Origin of the sequence: Streptomyces xiamenensis, from assembly GCF_000993785.3 — a bacterium.
Classification (GTDB): Bacteria; Actinomycetota; Actinomycetes; order Streptomycetales; family Streptomycetaceae; genus Streptomyces; species Streptomyces xiamenensis.
Window position 1 is genome coordinate 1525373 of sequence record NZ_CP009922.3, and the last position, 19405, is coordinate 1544777.

The window sequence follows — 19405 nt, forward strand, 5'->3', positions numbered from 1 at the left end:
ATGGCCGCCGGACGGCCCGGGGCGTGGAATGGGATGCATGAACACCACGCTGATCACGGGCGGTACCGGCAAGACCGGCCGCCGTATCGCCGCCCGGCTGACGGAGCGCGGCATCACCGTACGTCTCGGTTCACGCGCCGGACGGCCGCCCTTCGACTGGCACGACCGCACCACCTGGGAGCCGGCCCTGGCGGATGTGTCCGCCGTCTACCTCGCCTACGCGCCCGACGTCTCGGCGCCCGGCGCGGCCGGGACCCTGGACGCCTTCGCCAGGCTGGCGGTGGCGCGCGGAGCGCGCCGCCTGGTGCTGCTGTCCGGGCGCGGCATGCCGTCCGCCGTACCGGCGGAGGACGCGGTACGGGGCGCGGGCGCGGAGAGCTGGACGGTGCTGCGGGCCTCGTGGTTCGCGCAGAACTTCAGCGAGGACTTCCTGCTGGACGGGGTGCGGCAGGGAGAGTTCGTCCTTCCGGCGGCGGAGGGGGTGACCGAACCCTTCGTCGACGCCGACGACATCGCGGACGTCGCGGTGGAGGCACTGACCGGCCACCTCCCGGCGCACGCCGGTGCGACCTACGAGCTGTCCTCACCGCGCCTGCTCACCTTCGAGGAGGCGGCGGGGGAACTGTCCGCGGCGGCGGGCCGGGAGATCCGCTACCGCCGGGCGGGCCCGCGGGCGTACCGGACCGTGCTGACGGAGGCCGGACTGCCCCCGGCGGAGGCCGAGTTCACCGCGGACCTGTTCACGGACGTGCTGGACGGCCGCAACGCACGGGTGACGGACGGCGTACGGGCGGCCCTGGGACGTGCTCCCCGGGACTTCACCGACTACGTGAAGGAGGCTGCGGCGACCGGCGTGTGGCAGGGATGAGTGGATAGCCTCCCGGGGAACACCAGGCATCCGCGAACCACCCCCCGGGAGGCGCTCACATGACGGCCGAGCACGTACTGGTGCACGTCACGACGGACAGCGAGGAGTCCGCACACGGACTCGCGGACTCGGCGGTGCGGGCGCGGCTGGCGGCCTGCGCGCAGATCGAGGGGCCGATCACCAGCGTGTACTGGTGGGAGGGGGAGGTCCAGCAGGGACAGGAGTGGCGGGTGAGCTGCAAGACCACGGCCGCCCGCTACCCCGCCCTGGAATCCCATCTGCTGGACCGCCACCCGTACGACACCCCCGAGATCATCGCCACCCCGATCACCGGCGGCAGCGCGGCCTACCTGGCGTGGGTCACCGAGGAGGTCAGCAGTTCTTGAACTCCACGCGGGAGTTGTTGTAGGAGCACGAAGCCACCTTCGTGCCGTTGGACTTGCGCAGGGTGGCGGTGTCCTTGTCGTTGTTCCAGACGTACGCACCACGGTTCTGGTACACGTTGGCGGCCGTGTTCTTGCCCGAACCCGTCCGTACCTTCACCGACTTGCCGGCACCCAGGCTGAACGTGCCGAAGGTGTAGGTGTGCTTCTGGGCGTCGGTCAGCGTCCAGCCCTTGAGACTGACGGCCTTGCTGGTGGAGTTGGTGATCTGCACCCACTCGCCGTTGAGGCTGGCGTTGCTGCGGTCGTCCTTGCCGGGACTGTTGTAGTAGATCTTGGTGATCTTCACGGACCCGGCGGCCTGGGCGCTGCCCGCCGTACCCAGCGGCAGCAGCACGGCCACGGCGAAGGCGGCCAGAAGCGCGGTTAAGCGTGCGTGTGTCATCGTCGTTCTCCCTGCGGTTTCACACTGTCGCCATATCGGGCGACAAGATGAAGCAGATCTTAGGGAAACGTGATGAGTTGGCGCAGGCATTCGTGGCAACGCGTACACCTCGTGCGGCGGCACGTTCGGCGCGTCACGTTGGCACCGTTCCAGGGGTCATGGCAGACAGAGAACCCCCTTGCGATGCGGAGAAGCCATGACAGCGCCCTTTCTGGTCACCGGCGGCACGGGCACCCTCGGACAGCACGTCGTCCCCCTGCTGCGGCAGGCCGGCCACCCGGTGCGCGTCCTGAGCCGACGTCCCCGCCCCACCGGTGACGGCCGCGACGGGGAGGACGGCGGCCTCACGTACGTGACCGGGAACCTGCTGGAGAACGAGGGCGTCGAGGCAGCCGTGGCCGGCGCCACCACCGTCGTCCATCTGGCCGGCGGCCCCAAGGGCGACGACGAGGCCACCCGCAACCTGGTGCGCGCCGCGACCGAGGAAGGCGTGCGGCACCTGGTGCTGATCTCGGTCATCGGCGCGAACCGGGTCCCGATCGGGTACCACCGCATGAAGCTCGGCACCGAGGTGGCCGTCGCCGAGTCCGGCATTCCCTGGACCACGCTGCGCGCGGCCCAGTTCCACGAGTTGCTCCACACCGTGCTGGCGAAGATGACGCGGCTCCCGGTCGTTCCGGCACCGCGCGGGGTGCGCGTGGAACCGGTCGACTCACGCGATGTGGGCGCCCGGTTGGCGGAACTGGCCCTGGGCGAACCTGCCGGCCTGGTCCCCGACCTGGCCGGCCCCACCGTGTACGGGCTGGACGAGCTGATCCACTCCTACCTGCGCTCCACCGGCACCCGCCGCCCGGTGCTCCCCCTCCCCCTCCCCGGAAAGGCCGGCCGCGCCCTGCGCGCCGGCACCAACCTGGCCGCCGAGGGCGCGGACCGGGGACGTCACACGTGGGAGGACTTCCTGTCGGGCCGGGTCGACGCGTAGACAGCGGCAGCCGTCAGGGACACCACGCCCAGCACCAGCAGCGCGTACAGGGCGGGGTTGACCCAGCCCGGCACCATCTCCGTGCCCTGGCACACGACGCCGAGCGGGAAGTGCCGCCGCGACTCCGGGGGCTCGTCCGTACCCAGCTCGAGGAGACAGACGCTGTCGGGAAACAGGAAGCCTCCCGCGTACGTTCCGACCGCGTGCACGTACAGCGTCCCCGCGCCGCTCCACGCCAGCGCGGCGCCGAACAACAGCGGCTTGGCACTGGGCACCCTCGGCAACCCCCCGGGCAGCAGCCATCGCGCCAACTGCACGACCACCGTGAGCACCGACATGGCGAAGATCACCGGCGACACCCACAGCAGAACAGCCACGAACACCATCACGAGACGGCTCCCCACAGAACCCGGACTACCGGGGCCATCATCTCCCGTGCACCGCCTGGAGCTTGGTGATGCGAGCCGACCGCGTGCGGCGCACCGACCGTACGGCGGGGCCCGACCACCGCGTGTACGGCCCGCCGGTACGGCGCAGGATCCGGGGACCCCGCCCGCCACCACGCCCCCACCCACCGAGCAGGTACGAGAGCCGAGAAGAACCATGAACACCGTGTCCGGCGATGCCACGGAAGAGGAGGCGCGGCGGCTGCGCCACGCACTGCTCGGCCAGGAGCTGCGGAACTTCGAAGAGGAGCACGGCGCGTTCTCCGCCGGAGAACTGGCCGAGGCACACGAGCGGATCTCCGCCGCCTTCGGCCGGGGCTCCGGGGGAACGCGGCCCGAGCGCACTTCCCGGGACCGCTGATCCGGGCTCTGCGGGCCTGCTCGTGACGTGATGGAGCGTCCGGTGCGGGGGGACTCAACCCCGCGTTTCCCCCGGTGTGGAGACGGACCCCGGCCGCGATTCCCATGCCGCCCCGAAGCTCACCGTTGCGTGCGCGACCGTCGCGCCGGGCCGGGCGTCTCATCGACGGGCGGGGCTGATTCGCCTCTGAGCTACCAGATGTCGCCGTCCCGCCAGTCGCAGATCAGCTCGCCCGTGACGTCCAGCGGGACCGGCCCCGGCAGGATGTGCACCGTGCCGTCCGACTCCTCCGTGCGCGCGATGCCCATCGGGGTCAGCGCCCAGGTGCGGCCCTGCCACGGCTGCCAGCCCCTGGCCGGCCAGTACGCCGCCACCCCGGGCGGGGCCGACAGCGCGCCCAGGTCGTACGCCGCCGCGATCACCCGTTCCAGGACGGCCGTCACCGTGCGGGCGTGCCCCCGCCCCCGGTGGTCGGGGTGGACGCCCAGCGCCTCGACGTACCCGGTGCGCAGCGCCCGCCCGCCGTGGATCAGCCGGCGCTGGACCACCGCGCCGTGCGCGATCAGCCGGTCGTCCTCCCACACCATCGTGTGCATGCCGCCCAGCGCGTGGTCCCAGTCATGTTCGATCAGGCCCAGCAGCGCCCGGATCGCCCGCAGCGTCGCCGTCGACAGCTCCGCCGTGTGGGCCGTTCGTACCTGAAGGGGCATCTCTTTCCTCCACTGGTGCGGGTCGGACGCGGGTACGGCCGGTGTCGGGTCCGGAGCCGGGGCGCGGCCGGGGCGGCGCGGCACCCCGGGGGCCGGCCGGTCCGGGCGGCCGCGCGGCGGAGGCGAACAGCGTCCCGGGCGGCGGCGCGGGCACATCGTCCGGGCGCGCGGAGAGCGCCCACAGGCCGGTGGCCAGCAGCCCGCCGGCCCCATGCCCAGGCGCACGGTGTGCGGGGCGAGCCGTAAAGGTGCTGGCCAGGTCGCCGTCATGCCCGGCAGCGTACGGGCGCGCGCGGCCGGCGGAGCGGCCGTTAAGGGGCGCATAAGGGTGGCCTGAGCGGACCTTAATCCGCGGTGAGACGGGCAGCCGGAAGGGCTCACACCGGCCCGGTGCACCCGCTGAGGGCAGCGTTGCGCGGGGGAAACGGCGGTGATGCGGGCGGGTAACGGAGGGCCCGCACGCTCAGGGCATGGAACCTGTGGTGATCGTCGGCGGCGGAATGGCCGCCGCCCGGCTGGCGCGCCGGCTCGACGCGCCCACCACCGTCATCGCGGGCGAGCGGCACCCCGCGTACAACCGGGTGCTGCTCGCCGGGGTGCTGGCGCGGCAGTACGGCCCGGAGGTGATCGCCCTGCCCGCGCCGGGCCCCGGCGTGCGCTGGCGCGCGGGGGTACGGGCCATCGCCGTCGACACCGCCGCCCGCGAGGTGGTGTGCGACGACGGGACCCGGGAGCCCTACGGCACCCTCGTGCTGGCCACCGGCGCCGCGCCCGTGCTGCCACCGCTGCACGACGGGGAACTGCCCGAAGGCGTACGGGCCTTCCGCACCCTGGACGACGCCCTCGCCGACCCGGGCGAGCGCGCCGTCGTGGTCGGCGGCGGGCTGCTGGGCGTGTCGGCCGCCGCCGCCCTCGCGGTGCGCGGCGTGGACACGGTGCTGGTCCAGCAGGGCGAGCGGCTGATGGAACGCCAGCTGGACGCCGCCGCGTCCACGCTGCTGCGGGAGCAGCTGACCGCGCTCGGCGTCGAGGTGCACACCGAGTGCCGGGTGCGGCGGCTGCGCCCCGGCGGCGTGCTGCTGGCCCGGGGGTCCCCCCGGCCGGAGGCTGGGGGGCGTTATGAACTGGCCGCCGACACCGTGTTCCTGGCCTGCGGGGTGCTGCCGCTTTCCGGTCTCGCCCGGGACGCCGGGATCGCGGTGGGCCGCACCGGCGGCATCGTCGTGGACGAGCGGCTGCGGACCTCGCAGCCGCACGTCCACGCCATCGGTGACTGCGCCGAACACGCGGGCGTCACCCACGGGCTGGCCGGTGCGGCTCTCGAACAGGCCGATGTGCTCGGCGACCTGCTCAACGGCCGCGCCGAGGCCGCCTATCACGGCTCGCGCCCGCTGTACCGGCTCTCCCTCCCCGGCCCGATCGACGTGGCCGCCTTCGGCACCGCCTCCCCCACCGACGGTGACGACACCGTCCGGCTCACCGACGCCACCCGTGGCACGTACCGCAGCCTCGTCGTGCGCGGCGACCGGCTGCGCGGCGGCGTACTGGTCGGCGATCTCGGCGCGGTCGGTCAGCTCACCCGCGCCTGGGAGTCCGACGAAGCCCTCCCCGCCACGCCGCTGCTGCACCTGCTCACCCACGACGGAGGAAACTGATGTCCACGGACACCGACACGGACAAGGCCCAGGACACCGGCACCATCGTGCTCATCGGTCACGGCATGGTCGGTCAGCGCTTCCTCGAGGAACTGGCCGAACGGGGCGTCACCGCCCGCTCGCGGGTGATCGTCCTCGCCGAGGAGCCCCGCCCCGCCTACGACCGGGTGAAGCTCACCTCCTACTTCTCGGGCGTCACCCCCGACGAACTCTCCCTCACCCCGACCGGCTTCGCCGACCTGCACGGCATCGAGCTGTGCCTGTCCGACCCGGCCGAGTCCATCGACCGCGCCGCCCGTACGGTCACCGCCCGCTCGGGGCGCGTCATCCGCTACGACACGCTCGTCCTCGCCACCGGCTCGGCGCCCTTCGTGCCGCCGGTCGAGGGCCGGGACGCCGCCGGCTGCTTCGTCTACCGCACCATCGAGGACCTGCTGGCCATCGAGGAGTGGGCGAAGGCCGACCGCACCACCACCGGCATCGTCGTCGGCGGCGGGCTGCTCGGTCTGGAGGCGGCGGGCGCCCTGCGCGGGCTCGGACTCGCCACCCACATCGTGGAGTTCAACCCGCGCCTGATGCCCGTCCAGGTGGACGAGGGCGGCGGCGCCGCGCTGCGCCGCACCGTGGAGGACATGGGGCTGACCGTGCACACCGGAGTGGGCGGGCAGCGCATCCTCACCCACCCCCAGGACGGCACCGTCACCGGGATGTCTCTGTCGGACGGCTCCGCCGTCGAGGCCGAACTGGTCATCTTCTCCGCCGGGGTTCGCCCCCGCGACGGCCTGGCCCGGGACGCCGGGCTCGCGGTCGGCGAACGCGGCGGCATCACGGTGGACGAGCGCTGCGTGTCCGTCACCGACCCGGCCGTGTACGCCATCGGCGAGTGCGCCCTGGCGGCGGACGGCCGGGTGTACGGCCTGGTGGCGCCCGGCTACGACATGGCCGCCACCGCCGCCCGCACCATCGCGGGGCAGGATGCGAGCGGGTTCCACGGGGCGGACACCTCCACGAAGCTGAAGCTGCTGGGGGTGGACGTGGCCTCCTTCGGCGACGCGCACGGCACCGCGCCGGACTCGCTGGACGTCGTGTACGCCGACTCCCGCTCCGGCGTGTACAAGAAGCTGGTCATCGGCGGCGACGGCACCCTGCTGGGCGGGGTGCTGGTCGGCGACGCGGACGCCTACGGCCTGCTGCGCCCGTTCACCGGCAGCGTGCCGCCCGCCCCGCCCGAGCAGCTGGTGCTGCCCGCCGGGCTCGCCCCGCCCACGGCGCAGGGTCCGGGGGCGCTGCCCGACGACGCGGTCGTGTGCAGCTGCCACAACGTCACCAAGGGCGCCATCCGCTCCGCCGTCACCGATCACTCCTGCGCCTCGGTCCCCGAGGTGAAGAAGTGCACCAAGGCGGGTACGGGCTGCGGCAGTTGCGTCAAGGTGCTGGGCCGGCTCGTCAACGAGGAGCTGGCGGCGGGCGGCGCGGTCATCGACACCGGGCTGTGCGGCTGCTTCGCACAGACCCGGCAGGAGCTGTACGAGATCGTGCTGGCCCTGCGGGTCACCAGCTACCAGCGGCTCCTTGACCAGTACGGGCGCGAGGCGGCGCGCGGCGGCGAGGGCTGCGAGATCTGCAAGCCGGCCGTCGCCTCCATCATCGCCTCGCTCGCCCCCGCCATCGGCGCCGGGACGCACGTGCTGGACGGTGAACAGGCCGCCCTCCAGGACACCAACGACCACTTCCTCGCCAACATCCAGCGCAACGGCTCCTATTCGATCGTGCCGCGCATCCCCGGCGGGGAGATCACCCCCGAGCGGCTCATCGTCATCGGGGAGGTGGCCCGCGACTTCGGCCTCTACACCAAGATCACCGGCGGGCAGCGCATCGACATGTTCGGGGCCCGCGTCGACCAGCTGCCCGCCATCTGGGGGCGGCTGGTGGCGGCCGGTTTCGAGTCGGGGCACGCGTACGGGAAGTCGCTGCGCACCGTCAAGTCCTGTGTGGGCTCCACCTGGTGCCGCTACGGCGTGCAGGACAGCGTGCGGATGGCCATCGATCTGGAGCTGCGCTACCGGGGGCTGCGCTCCCCGCACAAGCTCAAGTCGGCGGTCTCCGGATGCGCCCGGGAGTGCGCGGAGGCCATGGGCAAGGACTTCGGGGTGATCGCCACCGCCAACGGCTGGAACCTGTACGTCGGCGGCAACGGCGGCGCGACCCCGCGGCACGCCGATCTGCTGGCGCAGGACCTGTCGGACGCCGAACTCGTGCGGCTCATCGACCGGTTCCTGATGTTCTACATCCGCACCGCCGACCGTCTGGAGCGCACCTCGGTGTGGCTGGAGCGGATCGAGGGCGGTCTCGACCACGTACGGGATGTCGTGGTGCACGACTCCCTGGGCATCTGTGAGGAGCTGGAAGCGCTGATGGCGGCACATGTGGCCGGCTACCGCGACGAGTGGGCGCAGGCGATCAACGACCCGGACAAGCTGCGCCGGTTCGTCTCCTTCGTCAACGCGCCGGGGGTGCCCGATCCGAGCGTGCGGTTCGTCCCCGAGCGCGGGCAGTCCAAGCCGGACCTGGTGCTGCTGTCCGGCCCGGAGATCCCGGTCGGGGGGCGGGCCTGATGACGACGGCGACGACGACGGTGGAGGTGCTCAGCGGAGGGCGCTGGGTGCCGGTGTGCGCGGCGGACGAGCTGGTCCCGGGGCGCGGCGTGGCGGCGCTGCTGCCGGACGGGCGGCAGATCGCGGTCTTCCTTGACCGTACGGGTGCGGCGTACGCGATCGGCAACCGGGACCCGTTCACCGGGGCCTATGTGCTCTCGCGCGGGCTGCTGGGGTCGGCGGGCGGCAGCGCGTTCGTGGCCTCGCCGCTGCTGAAGCAGCGGTTCGATCTGCGGACCGGGCGCTGTCTGGACGACGATGACGACGCCCGTGCCGTACCGGTGTTCGCGGCGCGCCGTCAGCCGGCGGCGGCAACCGTGACGTCGTAGGCCGGCGTCACGGGGCGGTGTGCCCGGGCAACGGCATGAGCCGGTCCTCGCCCGGGGCCACCTCGAAGCCGATCCCGTCCAGCTGGCCTCCCCCAGCCTCCGGCCGGGGGGACCCCCTGGCGAGCTGCACCCGGACCGGCTCCTCCTCCCACGGCGGCACGCCGACCCACAGCTGGCCCGGCTTCATCCGCACCTGGATGCCGCCGTCGCTCTGGTAGCGCAGCGAGAAGCCGTACTCCGACAGTTCCGGCAGCGGCGCCGGGTCCATCCACAGAACGCCGTCGCGGGTCTCCAGGCCGGTCAGTCCGCGCTGCAGGAGATCGAGGGTGCCGGCCATGGCGCCCAGATGGATGCCCTCGGCGGTCGTACCGCCCTGGATGTCGGCGACGTCGCTGGCCAGCGCCTCCTGCAACTGCCCCCAGGCGTCCCGGTGCCGGGCGCGGGCCAGCACCCAGGCGTGCACGAGGCCGCTGAGTGTGGAGCCGTGGCTGGTACGGGCCAGGTAGTAGTCGACGGTCCGCCGCCAGGTCGCCTCGTCCAGGTCGTAGCCGAGCCGGCCGAAGAGCCGCCCCAGGTCGCCGGGGGTGAACAGGTAGCCGAGCATGAGCACATCGGCCTGCTTGGACGCCTGGTAGCGGTTGACGCTGTCGCCGTCCGCCTCCAGGATGCGGTCGAGTCGCCGGATGTCGCCGTGGCGTTCGCGCAGCGCGACCCAGTCCAGCTCGGCCAGCTCGCCATACCCCTCGAACTGGCTGACCACGCCCCGGTGGAAGGGCACGTGCAGCCGCCGGGAGATGTCGTCCCACATCTCGGGCTCGCCGGGGCGCATGTCGATGCGGTCGTAGAGGTCCTCCCGGCGGGAGGCGGGCAGTTCACGCGTGAGTTCCAGCGCCCGCGCCAGCACCCACGCGGCGGTGACGTTGGTGTAGGCGTTGTCGTCGAGCCCGGGCCGGTCCGCGTCCGGGTACCCCTCGTGGTACTCGTCGGGGCCCACCACCCCCAGGATGCGGTAGCGGCCCATGCTCGCGTCGAAGACGGCCGAGTCCGCCCAGAAGCGGGCGATCTGCACCAGCATCTCGGCGCCCTTGGTGTGCAGGAACTCGGTGTCGCCGCTGGCCTGTCCGTACCGCCACACGTTGTACGCGATGGCCGAGCCGACATGGTGCTGGAGCCGGGAGTGGTCGGGCAGCCAGCGTCCCGAACGCGGGTTGAGATGCACCTCGGGTGTCTCCTCGCGGCCGTCGCTGCCGCTCTGCCACGGGTAGCGGGCCCCGTCCCGGCCGATCGCGCGGGCGGCGTGCACCGCCTGCGGCAGCCGCCGGTAGCGGTACATCAGCAGCGCCCGCGACACCTCGGGGAAGTGCAGGTTCAGGTAGGGCAGCACGAACAGTTCGTCCCAGAAGACGTGCCCGCGGTACGCCTCGCCGTGCAGCCCGCGCGCCGGGACGCCCACGTCCAGGTCGGCGGTGTGCGGGGAGAGCGTCTGGAGCACGTGGAACAGGTGCAGCCGCAGGATGTGCCCCGCCTCGCCCGGCGCCTCGATGTCCGCGCGCCGCCACAACCGCCCCCAGGCCGCGACGTGCGAACCGAGCAGCTCGGCGAAGTCCCCCGCCCGGCGGACGCGTTCGACGGCCGCCTCCAGCGGGCCGCTGATCGCCCGGTCGCGGGAGGTGTGCAGGGCGACGGTCTTCTCGACGGTGACCGGCTCGCCGGGAGCCAGGGGGACGGTGAGCCGCTGGGCGGCGCGGCGGCCGACCAGCTTGTCGGTGACGGCGATCCGTTCGGGCGGCGGCCCGCTCACGCAGCGGGTGCGGGCGGCGAGCGCGACGTGGATGGCGGAGCGGGTGGTGCGGCAGTGCAGCCACACCGTGTCGGGCTCCTCCTCCACCACGCCGGTCCTGACCTGGGTGAGGTGGGCGCTGGCCAGGTCGCGGTAGCGCCGCACCCCGGTGTTGGCGACGGTGCCGTCGATCGCGGAGTCGATCTCGATGGTGCCGCTCCAGTCCTCGGCGGTGAAGGTGGTGCGCAGCGCCGCCAGATGCGGGTCGCCCATGTGCACCAGGCGGCTCTGCTCGACGCCCAGATGCCGGCCGTGCGCGTCGCGGAAGCGCAGCGCGCGGTTGAGGGTGCCCTGCCGCAGGTCCAGCCACTGCCGGTAGAGCAGCAGTCCGCCGCGTTCGCGGTCGGGGGAGAACCAGCGGCCTGCGGGGCCGTCGTCCGGGTGGACGCGGAAGCGCAGCGGCAGCCAGTTGGGAAGGTTGACGATGTCCTCGTTCTCGATGTCGCGGCCCGCGACGTGGGAGGTGAGCCGGTTGTAGCAGCCGGCCGCGTATGTGCCCGGGTAGTGGGCCGCGCCCGCGGTGACCTCGGGGGCGGCACCGCGGGTGGCGAAGTAGCCGTTGCCCAGGGTGCACAGGGCTTCCCGCAGCCGTTCGGCGCGCGGGTCGTAGCCCTCGTACGCCCAGATCCACTCGTCGGTCAGCCGGCCCAGCTCGATGGTGGTCGCCATGGGCTCACCTCGCCTCGGGGGCCAGCAGTTCGCCGAGGTCGCCCACCACCAGGTCGGCGCCGTGCTCGCGCAGTTCGCCCGCGCTGATGGCGGTTGCGGCCCGGTCCACGCCGATGACGAGGGAGAACTCGCCGCGACGGCCCGCCTCGACCCCGGCCAGGGCGTCCTCGACGACGGCGGAGGCGTCCGGCGGGACGCCCAGGCGGCGGGCGCCCTCCAGGAAGAGCGCGGGGTCGGGCTTGCCGCGCAGCGCCAGGTGCGCGGCGTCGTTGCCGTCGACGACGGTCTGGAAGAGGGTGCGGACGCCGGTGTGCGCGAGCAGGTCGCGGGCGTGCCGGGAGGAGGAGACGGCGGCGCAGGGGACGCGTTCCTCGTACAGGGCGTGCAGCAAACGTACGGTGCCGGGCCACGCGTCCACCGAGCCGTCGCCGAGGCGGCGCATGAACTCCTCCTCCTTGCGGGCGGCGACGGCACAGACACTGGCCGTGCCGGGCGGGTCCTCGGGGTCGCCGAAGGGCAGCCCGATGCCGCGCTGGGTGAGGAAGGAGGCGGCGCCGTCCAGCCGGGACTTGCCGTCGACGTACCGCCGGTAGTCCTCGGTGGCGTCGAACGGTGCCTGGCCGTGCTCGCGCAGCACCGGGTCGAAGGCGGCCTTCCAGGCGGTGGCGTGTGCGGGGGCCGAGTCGGTGATGACCCCGTCGGTGTCGAAGACGACGGCCCGGCACGCTTCCAGCTCCGGAACGGTGATGGCACTCATGCTTTCCATGGGAACCCCTGTTCGCCTGGTCGGCAACGGCAGCCGGGTGCGGGACGGGCGCGGGAGGGTCGGGGACGGGCACGGGAGGGGTGGTGCGGGACGCGGGCCGGCGCTGACCGGCAGCCCGGTCACCGGGCCTGGATCTCGCTCCCGGAGACCCGTTCGGCCCGGATCCGCACCCACAGCTGGCGGTCGCTGCCGGCCCACGATTCGGTGTGCGCGGCCTCGTCCAGCTGCCGGCGGGTCTCCTCGTCGGTGACCAGGGAGGCGCGGCCGACGATGAGCACGCTCCATGCCTCACTGCGTGCCTCGTCGATGTGATCGACCTCGAAGGCGACCTCGTGGCCGGCGGCGGAGGCGACGGGAGAGTCGGGGGAGGTGCGCAGCACGACGCTGTCGCCGACGATGGAGTAGTTGACGGGGTAAATACCGGGTCCGTGCTCGTTCTCGACGCCGATCCGGCCCACCCCGTACTGTGGGATGCGGGCCCGGGACGCCGTGGCGTCGAGGGCTACCAGTTTCGCCTCGCGGTTGGCGTGGCCACCGCCCGAGGACAGGTCCGAGCCGGTCAGCTCGGCGACGGTGGTGTCCAGGGCGCGGGCGACCCGGGTCAGTGAGCTGAAGCTGGGCGAGGCCGCGTGCTCCTCCAGGTACGCCAGGTACTCGGGGGCGACCCCGGCCCGGTCGGCGACGTCCTCGCGGCTGAGTCCGAGCCGTTCGCGCAGCATGACGACACGGCGTCCGATGTCACTGCGGTGCTGCGACGGCTGCGACGGCTGTTGCGGGCGCGGTTGCCGGTGCCGTGGTCCTGCCATGCGCGACCACCTCCCTCACCTCTCCAGCATCGCGCCCGGGTGCGGGGACCGCTCGTCGATCACGCGGTCACGGGGCCGGCGCCCGGGGCACCGGGGCTCAGAACTCGTCGTACGGCTCCCCGTCGGCGTTGATCAGGAGGTGGCCGGGGCTGGTCCTGGCCATGGCGTCCCGCAGCCCGGTCAGCAGCGCGACCCGGTCGGGGCGGCCGAGCCCCAGGGCGCGGGCGGCGGACTGGCCGCCGCTCGCGGCGAACTCGGGAAGCTCGGCCAGTTCCTCGTCGAGTTCGGCGAGCACCTCGGCGACGGGACGGGCCCGGCCGCGCGCGCTCAGGTGGAGGTACTCCTTCCAGAAGGGCACCCCGGCCATCAGCTCCAGGGCGGCGCGCAGCGAGTCGGCGATCAGCGCGCACTCGCCCTCGGAGGAGGCGTAGAGCACGGCGGTGCCGTCGACCAGGAAGTAGCTGCCGCCGGCGCCGCAGCCGGCGACGGGCACGAGGGTGGCGCCCGACCGCAGGGACAGCCCTGGCTCCACCGGGTCCAGACGAGTCACGTCGAAGTCGCAGGGCCACTCGAAGTACCGGAACAGCTCGGGCCGTTCGGCTATTCTCGCCAGCAGCTCGGGGTCGCTCATGGGGCGAACGCTACGCCAGTCGGCCCGCCTCGGAGGAGCCCTTGGCCCGACAGCCGGTGATGAGGCGGGACGGCCGGAGCCCGGGCGGGAACGGGGTGGACCGCCCCGTCATCCGTTGCGGACCTCGGTGACGGTGACGGCGAACACCGGGTGGTCGGGGGCGGCGCGGCGCAGTTCCTCGGTGGTCGAGTCGGGGCCGACACCGTTGAAGAAGGCGCCGGTCTCGGCCTTCCAGCGCTTGAGGTAGGCGCGCAGCAGCTCCGGCTTGTCGTCGTCGGCGACCTCGGTGGCGGTGAACACCTCCACCTTCTTGCCGAGGCGCAGTTCGCCGCCGCCGACCACCCGCATGTTGCGGGTCCACTGGACGTGGCCGCGCGGGGCCACCAGATACAGCTGCCCGTCGTACCGGAGCGGGTTGACGGGGGTACGGCGCCACTCGCCGCTCGTGCGGCCGCGCACGGCCAGCACGCGGGAGCCACGGACGCTGATGCCGCGCCGCGTGAGCCACGCCATCAGGGGGTTGAACACCTTGTTGGTGAGCCACCCGGGCTGCTTCACGTGGACGGTCCGCTCCGGCCGCTGCTCGCTCATGGCACTTCCCCTTCTCGCTTCGAGAGCACTGCTCTCACTTGAGAGCAATAGTTGCACTATCACCGCACACAAGCAAGAGCACTGCTCTCGAAACAGTGGCAGAATGTTCGTATGACAGCGATCAGAGGAGCCAGGGAACGCGCCCGGCGCGAGGTGACGGCCGCCATCAAGAACGAGGCCCGGGCGCAGCTGGCCGCCGATGGGGCCGCCAAGCTCTCCCTGCGTGCCGTCGCCCGCGAGCTGGGCATGGCCTCATCCGCCCTCTACCGCTACTTCCCCAGCCGCGACGACCTGCTGACCGCGCTCATCATCGACGCGTACGACATGGTCGGTGAAGCCGCCGAGAGCGCCCTGGCGGCCGCTCCGCCGTCCCGCCCCCCGCTGGAGCGCTGGCTGGCCGTCTGCCACGCCGTACGGGAGTGGGCGCTCGCCCACCCGCACGAGTACGCGCTCATCTACGGCTCGCCCATCCCCGGCTACGCCGCCCCCGCGTCCACCGTCGGACCGGCGTCCCGGGTCGCCCTCACCCTGATCGCCGTCATCGCCGACACCCACGCGCGCGGCGACCTGGCCCCGCCCGCCAACAGCCGGCCGCACGACGTCGTCACCCCGGAACTCACCCAGTACACCCGGACCATGCCGCCCGAGGCGGCCCCCGCCCTGATCACCGCGTGGACCACGCTCTTCGGCCTGATCAGCTTCGAACTCTTCGGCCACTTCCACAACGTGGTGCGCGACCCCGGGGAGTTCCTCACCCGCACCATGACCGCGCGGGCCGGGGACGTGGGCCTCCCCGGTACCGGGCCGGACAAGCCCTGAGCCCCGCCCCGGCGGCCACCGGCCGATGACCCCGCGGGGTCATCGGCCGGCGCCGTCCCGCGGCAAGGGCCAGGCTCAGGCGGTTCCCGCCGTGCAGGCGGTGCCGTTCAGGCTCACCACCGGGGCCGAGTAGACCGCCCCGCTGTTGGTCTGGAAGCCGAAGCTGAACGTGCCGCCCGCCGGCACCGTGGCGTTGTGGGCCACGTTGCGCGCGGTCACCGTCGTCCCGGACTGGGTGAGCTGGGTGTTCCACGAGCTGGTCACCGACTCGCCCGCCGGGAGAGCGAACGTCGCCGTCCAGCCGTTCAGCGCCTGCCGGGCGGTCACCCGCACCTCCACCACGGACCCGGCGTTCCACCGGTTGGCCACCTGGTAGGCGGCCGTGCAGTCCGCGCCCGGCCCGGGCCCCGGATCGCCGCCGCCCGGCGAGCCGCCGAACGCCGTCAGGATCCCGTTGTAGGCCGGCTTCGGCTGGTAGTTGTCGTCGTAGGGCAGCGCCGCGCCCTCCCCCGGGAAGGTGCCCGGCACCCACGAGTCACGGTCGCTGAAGCCCCACACCGTGACGCCCGAGCAGCGCGAGACGTTCAGGCACGCCTGCACCACCTGCGCGAACTGCTGGGACTGCCGCTGCAGTTTGGCCGCGTCGGAGGGCGTCCGCATGCGGATGTCCAGTTCGGTGACCACCACCTCCACGCCCAGATCCGCGAACCGCTGCAGGTTGGCCTGGTAGTCGCTGGGCAGCTGGTCCAGGATGAGATGCGACTGGAAACCGACCCCGTCGATGGGCACGCCCTGGGCACGCAGATCACGCACCAGGTTGTACATGCCGTTGCTCTTCGCGTTGATGCCGTCGGTGTTGTAGTCGTTGATGAACAGCTTGGCGTTCGGGTCGGCCGCCCGCGCCGCGCGGAACGCGTTGGCGATGTAGTCGCGCCCCAGCACCTGGTACCACTTGGAGTTGCGCAGCGAACCGTCCTCGTTGAACGCCTCGTTCACCACGTCCCAGCGGTTGATCTGGCCGCGGTAGCGGCCCATCACCGTGGAGATGTGGGTGTTCATGATCTGGTTCATCTCGGTGCCGCTGAAGTTGCCGTTCTGGAGCCAGCCCGGCATCTGGCTGTGCCACACCAGGGTGTGCCCGTACACCTGCTGGCTGTTGGCCTGCGCGAACTGCATGAGCCGGTCCGGGGCCGCCCAGTTGAACGTGCCGCGCTGCGGCTGGATGGCGTCCCACTTCATGGCGTTCTCGGCGGTGACGCTGCTGAACTCGCGCGCCGCGATCCCGTTGTACGTGGCGTCGCTGAGCCGGTGGTCGGCGATCGCCGTTCCGATGAATTTGCCGCTTGTTGACGCGGCTTCGCGTAAGGTCGCCAACTGAGCCGATGGCGATTCTTCCACCGACGTCTGGGATGCCTGTGCGCCGCCGTGCAACGCCGCACCGGAGAGCAGGACTCCGGCGGCGATGACGACCGCGGCTCTGCGCATCAGGGGAAACATGGCCGTCCCTTTCCTTGTCATGCCCCCGCAGGCTGACGGGACCGTTGTAAGGGTGACCATGGCGGACGTCAACCCTTCCGGAATAATGTTGAAAAACTTCCGGCGGGAGTCGGACGTCGTCAGAAAGCAGGGGAACATGGCGGTGCAGCGCGGGAACAAGGACCAGGGCGACGGACGGCGGAAGGTCACCATCACCGCCATCGCCCGCGAGGCCGGTGTCTCGGTGCCCACCGTCTCCCGGGTGGTCAACGGCCGCTCCGACGTGGCGCCAGACACCAGGGCCCGGGTGGAGGACCTGCTGCGGCAGTACGGCTACCGCCGCCGCACCGTGGCCCCCGGCGACCGGGCGGCGCTGCTCGACCTGGTCTTCAACGACCTCGACAGCCCCTGGGCGGTGGAGATCATCCGGGGGGTGGAGGAGGTCGCCCACGCGTCGGGGGTGGGCACGGTGGTCTCCGCCATCCACGACCGGGCCGGCGCCGCGCGCCAGTGGATGAAGAACCTGCGGGCCCGCGCCTCGGACGGCGTGATCCTGGTGACCAGCGCGCTGGAGCCCGTCCTGCACAAGGAACTGCACCGGCTCGGCGTGCCCCTGGTGGTGATCGACCCGGCCGGCTCCCCCGCCCTGGACGCCCCGACGATCGGCGCCACCAACTGGGCGGGCGGCATGGCCGCCACCGGACACCTGCTGGAACTCGGCCACCGCCGTATCGGGTTCATCGCCGGCCCGCCGCGCCTGCTGTGCAGCCGCGCCAGGCTCGACGGCTACCGGTCCGCGCTGGAGGACGCCGGGGTGCCGGTGAACGACGAACTGATCGTCCCCGGCGACTTCTACCACGAGTCGGGGTTCACCGGCTGCGAGACGCTGATGGCCCTGCCCGAGCCGCCGACGGCGGTGTTCGCGGCGAGTGACCAGATGGCCCTCGGCGCGATCGAGGCGCTGCGCCGCAAGGGCCTGCGGGTCCCGCAGGACGTGAGCGTGGTGGGCTTCGACGACCTCCCCGAGATGCGCTGGTCGGCGCCGCCGCTGACCACGGTGCGGCAACCGCTCGCCGAGATGGGCAAGATGGCCGCCCGGACCGTGCTGCGCCAGGCACAGGGCGGCGACATCGACGCCCCGCGCCTGGAACTGGCCACGGAACTGGTGGTCCGCGCCAGCACGGCCCCACCCGCCCCGCGCCCGGCGGACTAGCCACGGTGTGGTGCGGTGGTGCCCGCCGGCCACCACCGTGCCGGCCGAGGGCCGGAGAGCCGCGCGGCGCCCTGGACGGCCGCACGGCCCGACCACACCACCGCTGGGCCGGCCGGTCGCCGGGACGGAGTCCGGGAACGGCGGCCGGACGGCGCTCGGCACGCCGACGCGACGGGGCGAACCGCAGGCCGTGCACACCCGCCCCGGCGCCCGGTCACGCCGCAACGGCTAAGCGCCGGGCGGCCGGCGGCCCCGTGACGTTCACCGGGCCCGCCACTCCCCCGCCGTGCCGCGACCGGCCCTGCCCCGGGGCGTGACGTTCGCGCGCCCGGTGCCGTACCGCCCGCGGGGCCGGACCCGCGGAAAGCGGGCGTGTGCAAACCGTTGACGCCAACCTCCCGTCGCCGTAACTTTCTTCGGCACCTGGTCCGATAATTTTCGGCGATTTTCCGGAAGGTGTGCGATGCGTATACGTACCCTGCGTGCCCTCGCGGCCACGGCAGCGTGCGCCGTTGCCGCGACCGCCCTGGCGGCCTGTGGCAGCAGTGGGCCCAACCGCGGCGACGGCGACAGCCTGTCCGTGTGGGTCTATCAGGACGGCTCGACGGTCATCCAGGAAGAGTTCGTCGAGAAGTTCAACGAGACCTCCGACATCAAGCTCGATCTGGTCCAGATCCCGGGTGACAACTACACGGACCGGATGCGCACCGCCATGGGCAGCCCCAACGCGCCCGACATCTTCTTCAACTGGGGCGGCGGCAGCATCAGCGACTTCGTCGCCGAGGACATGCTGATCGACCTCACCCCGATCCTCGACGAGGACCCGGAGTTCAAGGACGCCTTCATCCCCTCCATCCTGGACTCGGGCTCCGTGGACGGCCGTTACTACGGCATCCCGATGCGCGGCGTGCAGCCGGTGATCCTCTTCTACAACAAGACCGCCTTCGCCGAGGCCGGCGTCGAGCCGCCCGCCACCTGGGACGATCTCCTCCACGTCATCGACGTCTTCATCGACCGCGACACCGTCCCGGCCGTCGTCGCCGGCGCCGACCCGTGGACCGAGCTGATGTGGCTGGAGTATCTGCTCGACCGGCGCGGCGGTGCCGAGATCTTCGAGCGGATCCGCAACGGCGACGCGACCGGCTGGGAGGACCCGGCCGTGCAGTGGATGGCCGAGGCCGTCAAGGAACTGGTGGACGCCGGGACCTTCGGCAACAACTTCCGCTCGGTCAACTACACCGCCGACGGCGCCTCCACCTTCTTCGCCCAGGGCGGCGGCGTCATGCACCTCATGGGCAGCTGGGAGTACGCCAACCAGCTCTCCCAGCAGCCCGAGTTCGCCGCCGAGGACCTGGGCTTCGCCACCTTCCCCACCGTCCCGGACGGTACCGGCGACCCGCGCGCCGTCGTCGGCAACCCCACCAACTACTGGTCGGTCAGCTCCAGCGTGGAGGGCGAACGCCTGGACGCCGCCCTGGAGTTCCTGAGGATGTCCGCGAGCGACGAGTACGCCCAGGCCCTCATCGACAACGGCGACATCCCCACCACCTCCGGCGCCGAGAGCCTGCTGGACTCGCACGCCAACCCGGAGTTCGCCCGCTTCCAGTACGACATGGTCGCCGAGGCCCCGTCCTTCACGCTCTCGTGGGACCAGGCGCTGCCCGCCGGCGACGCGCCCGCCCTGCACGACAACATCGAGAAGCTGTTCGGCGGCCAGATCAGTCCCGACGCGTTCGTCGCCGCGATGCGGAATCTGTAGGC

General features: G+C 72.5%; 19 protein-coding genes. 10 read left to right on the forward strand and 9 right to left on the reverse strand.

What is annotated here, in order from left to right; translation table 11 throughout:
• Nucleotides 1-37: 37 nt before the first annotated feature.
• Both SXIM_RS06990 and cutA read left to right on the forward strand, forming a co-directional pair.
• A complete protein-coding gene (locus SXIM_RS06990) occupies nt 38-868 on the forward strand; it encodes a Rossmann-fold NAD(P)-binding domain-containing protein (protein WP_420707191.1) in 831 nt (276 codons plus the stop codon).
• 59 nt (nt 869-927) lie between these two features.
• On the forward strand, nt 928-1254 hold the full coding sequence (gene cutA / locus SXIM_RS06995; protein WP_030725999.1) for a divalent-cation tolerance protein CutA: 327 nt from the start codon (nt 928-930) through the stop codon (nt 1252-1254).
• Here the strand turns inward: cutA and SXIM_RS07000 are convergent.
• Nucleotides 1241-1696 carry a lamin tail domain-containing protein gene (locus tag SXIM_RS07000; RefSeq protein ID WP_030725996.1) on the reverse strand — a complete coding sequence of 152 codons (456 nt, stop codon included), beginning with the start codon at nt 1694-1696 and terminating at the stop codon, nt 1241-1243. The two genes, cutA and SXIM_RS07000, sit on opposite strands and share 14 nt — an antisense overlap.
• A gap of 196 nt (nt 1697-1892) precedes the next feature.
• Here SXIM_RS07000 and SXIM_RS07005 point away from each other — a divergent pair, with 196 nt between their 5' ends.
• Nucleotides 1893-2678, forward strand: coding sequence for an SDR family oxidoreductase (locus SXIM_RS07005; RefSeq protein WP_046723289.1), 786 nt, complete (start codon nt 1893-1895; stop codon nt 2676-2678).
• Here the strand turns inward: SXIM_RS07005 and SXIM_RS07010 are convergent.
• Nucleotides 2636-3055 carry a hypothetical protein gene (locus tag SXIM_RS07010; RefSeq protein WP_148236077.1) on the reverse strand — a complete coding sequence of 140 codons (420 nt, stop codon included), beginning with the start codon at nt 3053-3055 and terminating at the stop codon, nt 2636-2638. The two genes, SXIM_RS07005 and SXIM_RS07010, sit on opposite strands and share 43 nt — an antisense overlap.
• A gap of 226 nt (nt 3056-3281) precedes the next feature.
• On the opposite strand from SXIM_RS07010, the gene SXIM_RS07015 reads away from it, so the two are divergent.
• Nucleotides 3282-3485: a hypothetical protein gene (locus SXIM_RS07015; RefSeq protein WP_078846854.1), complete on the forward strand. Its 204-nt coding sequence runs from the start codon at nt 3282-3284 to the stop codon at nt 3483-3485.
• Nucleotides 3486-3676: 191 nt separating this feature from the next.
• Here the strand turns inward: SXIM_RS07015 and SXIM_RS07020 are convergent, their stop codons facing one another.
• Nucleotides 3677-4195: a GNAT family N-acetyltransferase gene (locus SXIM_RS07020; RefSeq protein ID WP_030725984.1), complete on the reverse strand. Its 519-nt coding sequence runs from the start codon at nt 4193-4195 to the stop codon at nt 3677-3679.
• 470 nt (nt 4196-4665) lie between these two features.
• On the opposite strand from SXIM_RS07020, the gene SXIM_RS07025 reads away from it, so the two are divergent.
• From SXIM_RS07025 to nirD, 3 genes are read left to right on the forward strand one after another with little or no spacing between them, the layout of a single operon-like run.
• The gene (locus SXIM_RS07025) at nt 4666-5850 is read left to right on the forward strand and encodes an NAD(P)/FAD-dependent oxidoreductase (RefSeq protein ID WP_030725981.1); all 1185 of its coding nucleotides are present in this window, start codon (nt 4666-4668) and stop codon (nt 5848-5850) included.
• Complete coding sequence (gene nirB / locus SXIM_RS07030) at nt 5850-8465, forward strand: nitrite reductase large subunit NirB (RefSeq protein ID WP_046723291.1); 2616 nt, start codon at nt 5850-5852, stop codon at nt 8463-8465. The genes SXIM_RS07025 and nirB overlap by 1 nt, the downstream gene beginning before the upstream one ends.
• Nucleotides 8465-8833, forward strand: a complete 369-nt coding sequence (nirD, locus tag SXIM_RS07035) for a nitrite reductase small subunit NirD (RefSeq protein ID WP_030725975.1) — start codon at nt 8465-8467, stop codon at nt 8831-8833. The genes nirB and nirD overlap by 1 nt, the downstream gene beginning before the upstream one ends.
• Nucleotides 8834-8840: 7 nt before the next feature.
• On the opposite strand, the gene SXIM_RS07040 is transcribed toward nirD, so the two are convergent.
• The 5 genes from SXIM_RS07040 to SXIM_RS07060 all read right to left on the reverse strand — a co-directional run bounded on the left by SXIM_RS07040 (nt 8841) and on the right by SXIM_RS07060 (nt 14136).
• On the reverse strand, nt 8841-11342 hold the full coding sequence (locus SXIM_RS07040; protein ID WP_046723293.1) for a glycoside hydrolase family 65 protein: 2502 nt from the start codon (nt 11340-11342) through the stop codon (nt 8841-8843).
• Between the two features lie 4 nt (nt 11343-11346).
• On the reverse strand, nt 11347-12099 hold the full coding sequence (locus SXIM_RS07045) for an HAD family hydrolase (protein WP_030725969.1): 753 nt from the start codon (nt 12097-12099) through the stop codon (nt 11347-11349).
• A 128-nt stretch (nt 12100-12227) separates the two neighbouring features.
• Nucleotides 12228-12914, reverse strand: coding sequence for a helix-turn-helix domain-containing protein (locus SXIM_RS07050; protein WP_043176749.1), 687 nt, complete (start codon nt 12912-12914; stop codon nt 12228-12230).
• A gap of 97 nt (nt 12915-13011) precedes the next feature.
• Entirely contained in the window at nt 13012-13545 is a 534-nt protein-coding gene (locus tag SXIM_RS07055; RefSeq protein WP_052384983.1) for a hypothetical protein, read from the reverse strand.
• Nucleotides 13546-13653: 108 nt separating this feature from the next.
• Nucleotides 13654-14136, reverse strand: a complete 483-nt coding sequence (locus tag SXIM_RS07060) for a nitroreductase family deazaflavin-dependent oxidoreductase (protein ID WP_030725960.1) — start codon at nt 14134-14136, stop codon at nt 13654-13656.
• Nucleotides 14137-14247: 111 nt separating this feature from the next.
• Between SXIM_RS07060 and SXIM_RS07065 the strand changes: the two genes are divergently transcribed.
• Complete coding sequence (locus SXIM_RS07065; protein WP_030725957.1) at nt 14248-14955, forward strand: TetR/AcrR family transcriptional regulator; 708 nt, start codon at nt 14248-14250, stop codon at nt 14953-14955.
• 75 nt (nt 14956-15030) lie between these two features.
• On the opposite strand, the gene SXIM_RS07070 is transcribed toward SXIM_RS07065, so the two are convergent.
• Nucleotides 15031-16440 carry a glycoside hydrolase family 10 protein gene (locus SXIM_RS07070; RefSeq protein WP_234306725.1) on the reverse strand — a complete coding sequence of 470 codons (1410 nt, stop codon included), beginning with the start codon at nt 16438-16440 and terminating at the stop codon, nt 15031-15033.
• A gap of 148 nt (nt 16441-16588) precedes the next feature.
• Here SXIM_RS07070 and SXIM_RS07075 point away from each other — a divergent pair, with 148 nt between their 5' ends.
• Together SXIM_RS07075 and SXIM_RS07080 are read left to right on the forward strand one after the other, a co-directional pair.
• On the forward strand, nt 16589-17644 hold the full coding sequence (locus SXIM_RS07075; RefSeq protein ID WP_046723297.1) for a LacI family DNA-binding transcriptional regulator: 1056 nt from the start codon (nt 16589-16591) through the stop codon (nt 17642-17644).
• Nucleotides 17645-18107: 463 nt separating this feature from the next.
• Nucleotides 18108-19403 carry an extracellular solute-binding protein gene (locus tag SXIM_RS07080; RefSeq protein WP_030725948.1) on the forward strand — a complete coding sequence of 432 codons (1296 nt, stop codon included), beginning with the start codon at nt 18108-18110 and terminating at the stop codon, nt 19401-19403.
• The last annotated feature ends 2 nt before the right edge of the window (nt 19404-19405 follow it).

What these genes read in the sequence shown, in the direction of transcription:
- SXIM_RS07045 (WP_030725969.1), bottom strand. Translation starts at nt 12,099, where the DNA reads ATGAGTGCCATCACCGTTCCGGAGCTGGAAGCGTGCCGGGCCGTCGTC.
- SXIM_RS07005 (WP_046723289.1), top strand. Translation starts at nt 1,893, where the DNA reads ATGACAGCGCCCTTTCTGGTCACCGGCGGCACGGGCACCCTCGGACAG.
- SXIM_RS07020 (WP_030725984.1), bottom strand. Translation starts at nt 4,195, where the DNA reads ATGCCCCTTCAGGTACGAACGGCCCACACGGCGGAGCTGTCGACGGCG.
- SXIM_RS07050 (WP_043176749.1), bottom strand. Translation starts at nt 12,914, where the DNA reads ATGGCAGGACCACGGCACCGGCAACCGCGCCCGCAACAGCCGTCGCAG.
- SXIM_RS07025 (WP_030725981.1), top strand. Translation starts at nt 4,666, where the DNA reads ATGGAACCTGTGGTGATCGTCGGCGGCGGAATGGCCGCCGCCCGGCTG.
- SXIM_RS07015 (WP_078846854.1), top strand. Translation starts at nt 3,282, where the DNA reads ATGAACACCGTGTCCGGCGATGCCACGGAAGAGGAGGCGCGGCGGCTG.
- SXIM_RS06990 (WP_420707191.1), top strand. Translation starts at nt 38, where the DNA reads ATGAACACCACGCTGATCACGGGCGGTACCGGCAAGACCGGCCGCCGT.
- SXIM_RS07055 (WP_052384983.1), bottom strand. Translation starts at nt 13,545, where the DNA reads ATGAGCGACCCCGAGCTGCTGGCGAGAATAGCCGAACGGCCCGAGCTG.
- SXIM_RS07060 (WP_030725960.1), bottom strand. Translation starts at nt 14,136, where the DNA reads ATGAGCGAGCAGCGGCCGGAGCGGACCGTCCACGTGAAGCAGCCCGGG.
- nirD (WP_030725975.1), top strand. Translation starts at nt 8,465, where the DNA reads ATGACGACGGCGACGACGACGGTGGAGGTGCTCAGCGGAGGGCGCTGG.
- SXIM_RS07070 (WP_234306725.1), bottom strand. Translation starts at nt 16,440, where the DNA reads ATGCGCAGAGCCGCGGTCGTCATCGCCGCCGGAGTCCTGCTCTCCGGT.
- SXIM_RS07080 (WP_030725948.1), top strand. Translation starts at nt 18,108, where the DNA reads ATGCGTATACGTACCCTGCGTGCCCTCGCGGCCACGGCAGCGTGCGCC.
- cutA (WP_030725999.1), top strand. Translation starts at nt 928, where the DNA reads ATGACGGCCGAGCACGTACTGGTGCACGTCACGACGGACAGCGAGGAG.
- SXIM_RS07065 (WP_030725957.1), top strand. Translation starts at nt 14,248, where the DNA reads ATGACAGCGATCAGAGGAGCCAGGGAACGCGCCCGGCGCGAGGTGACG.
- SXIM_RS07000 (WP_030725996.1), bottom strand. Translation starts at nt 1,696, where the DNA reads ATGACACACGCACGCTTAACCGCGCTTCTGGCCGCCTTCGCCGTGGCC.
- nirB (WP_046723291.1), top strand. Translation starts at nt 5,850, where the DNA reads ATGTCCACGGACACCGACACGGACAAGGCCCAGGACACCGGCACCATC.
- SXIM_RS07075 (WP_046723297.1), top strand. Translation starts at nt 16,589, where the DNA reads ATGGCGGTGCAGCGCGGGAACAAGGACCAGGGCGACGGACGGCGGAAG.
- SXIM_RS07040 (WP_046723293.1), bottom strand. Translation starts at nt 11,342, where the DNA reads ATGGCGACCACCATCGAGCTGGGCCGGCTGACCGACGAGTGGATCTGG.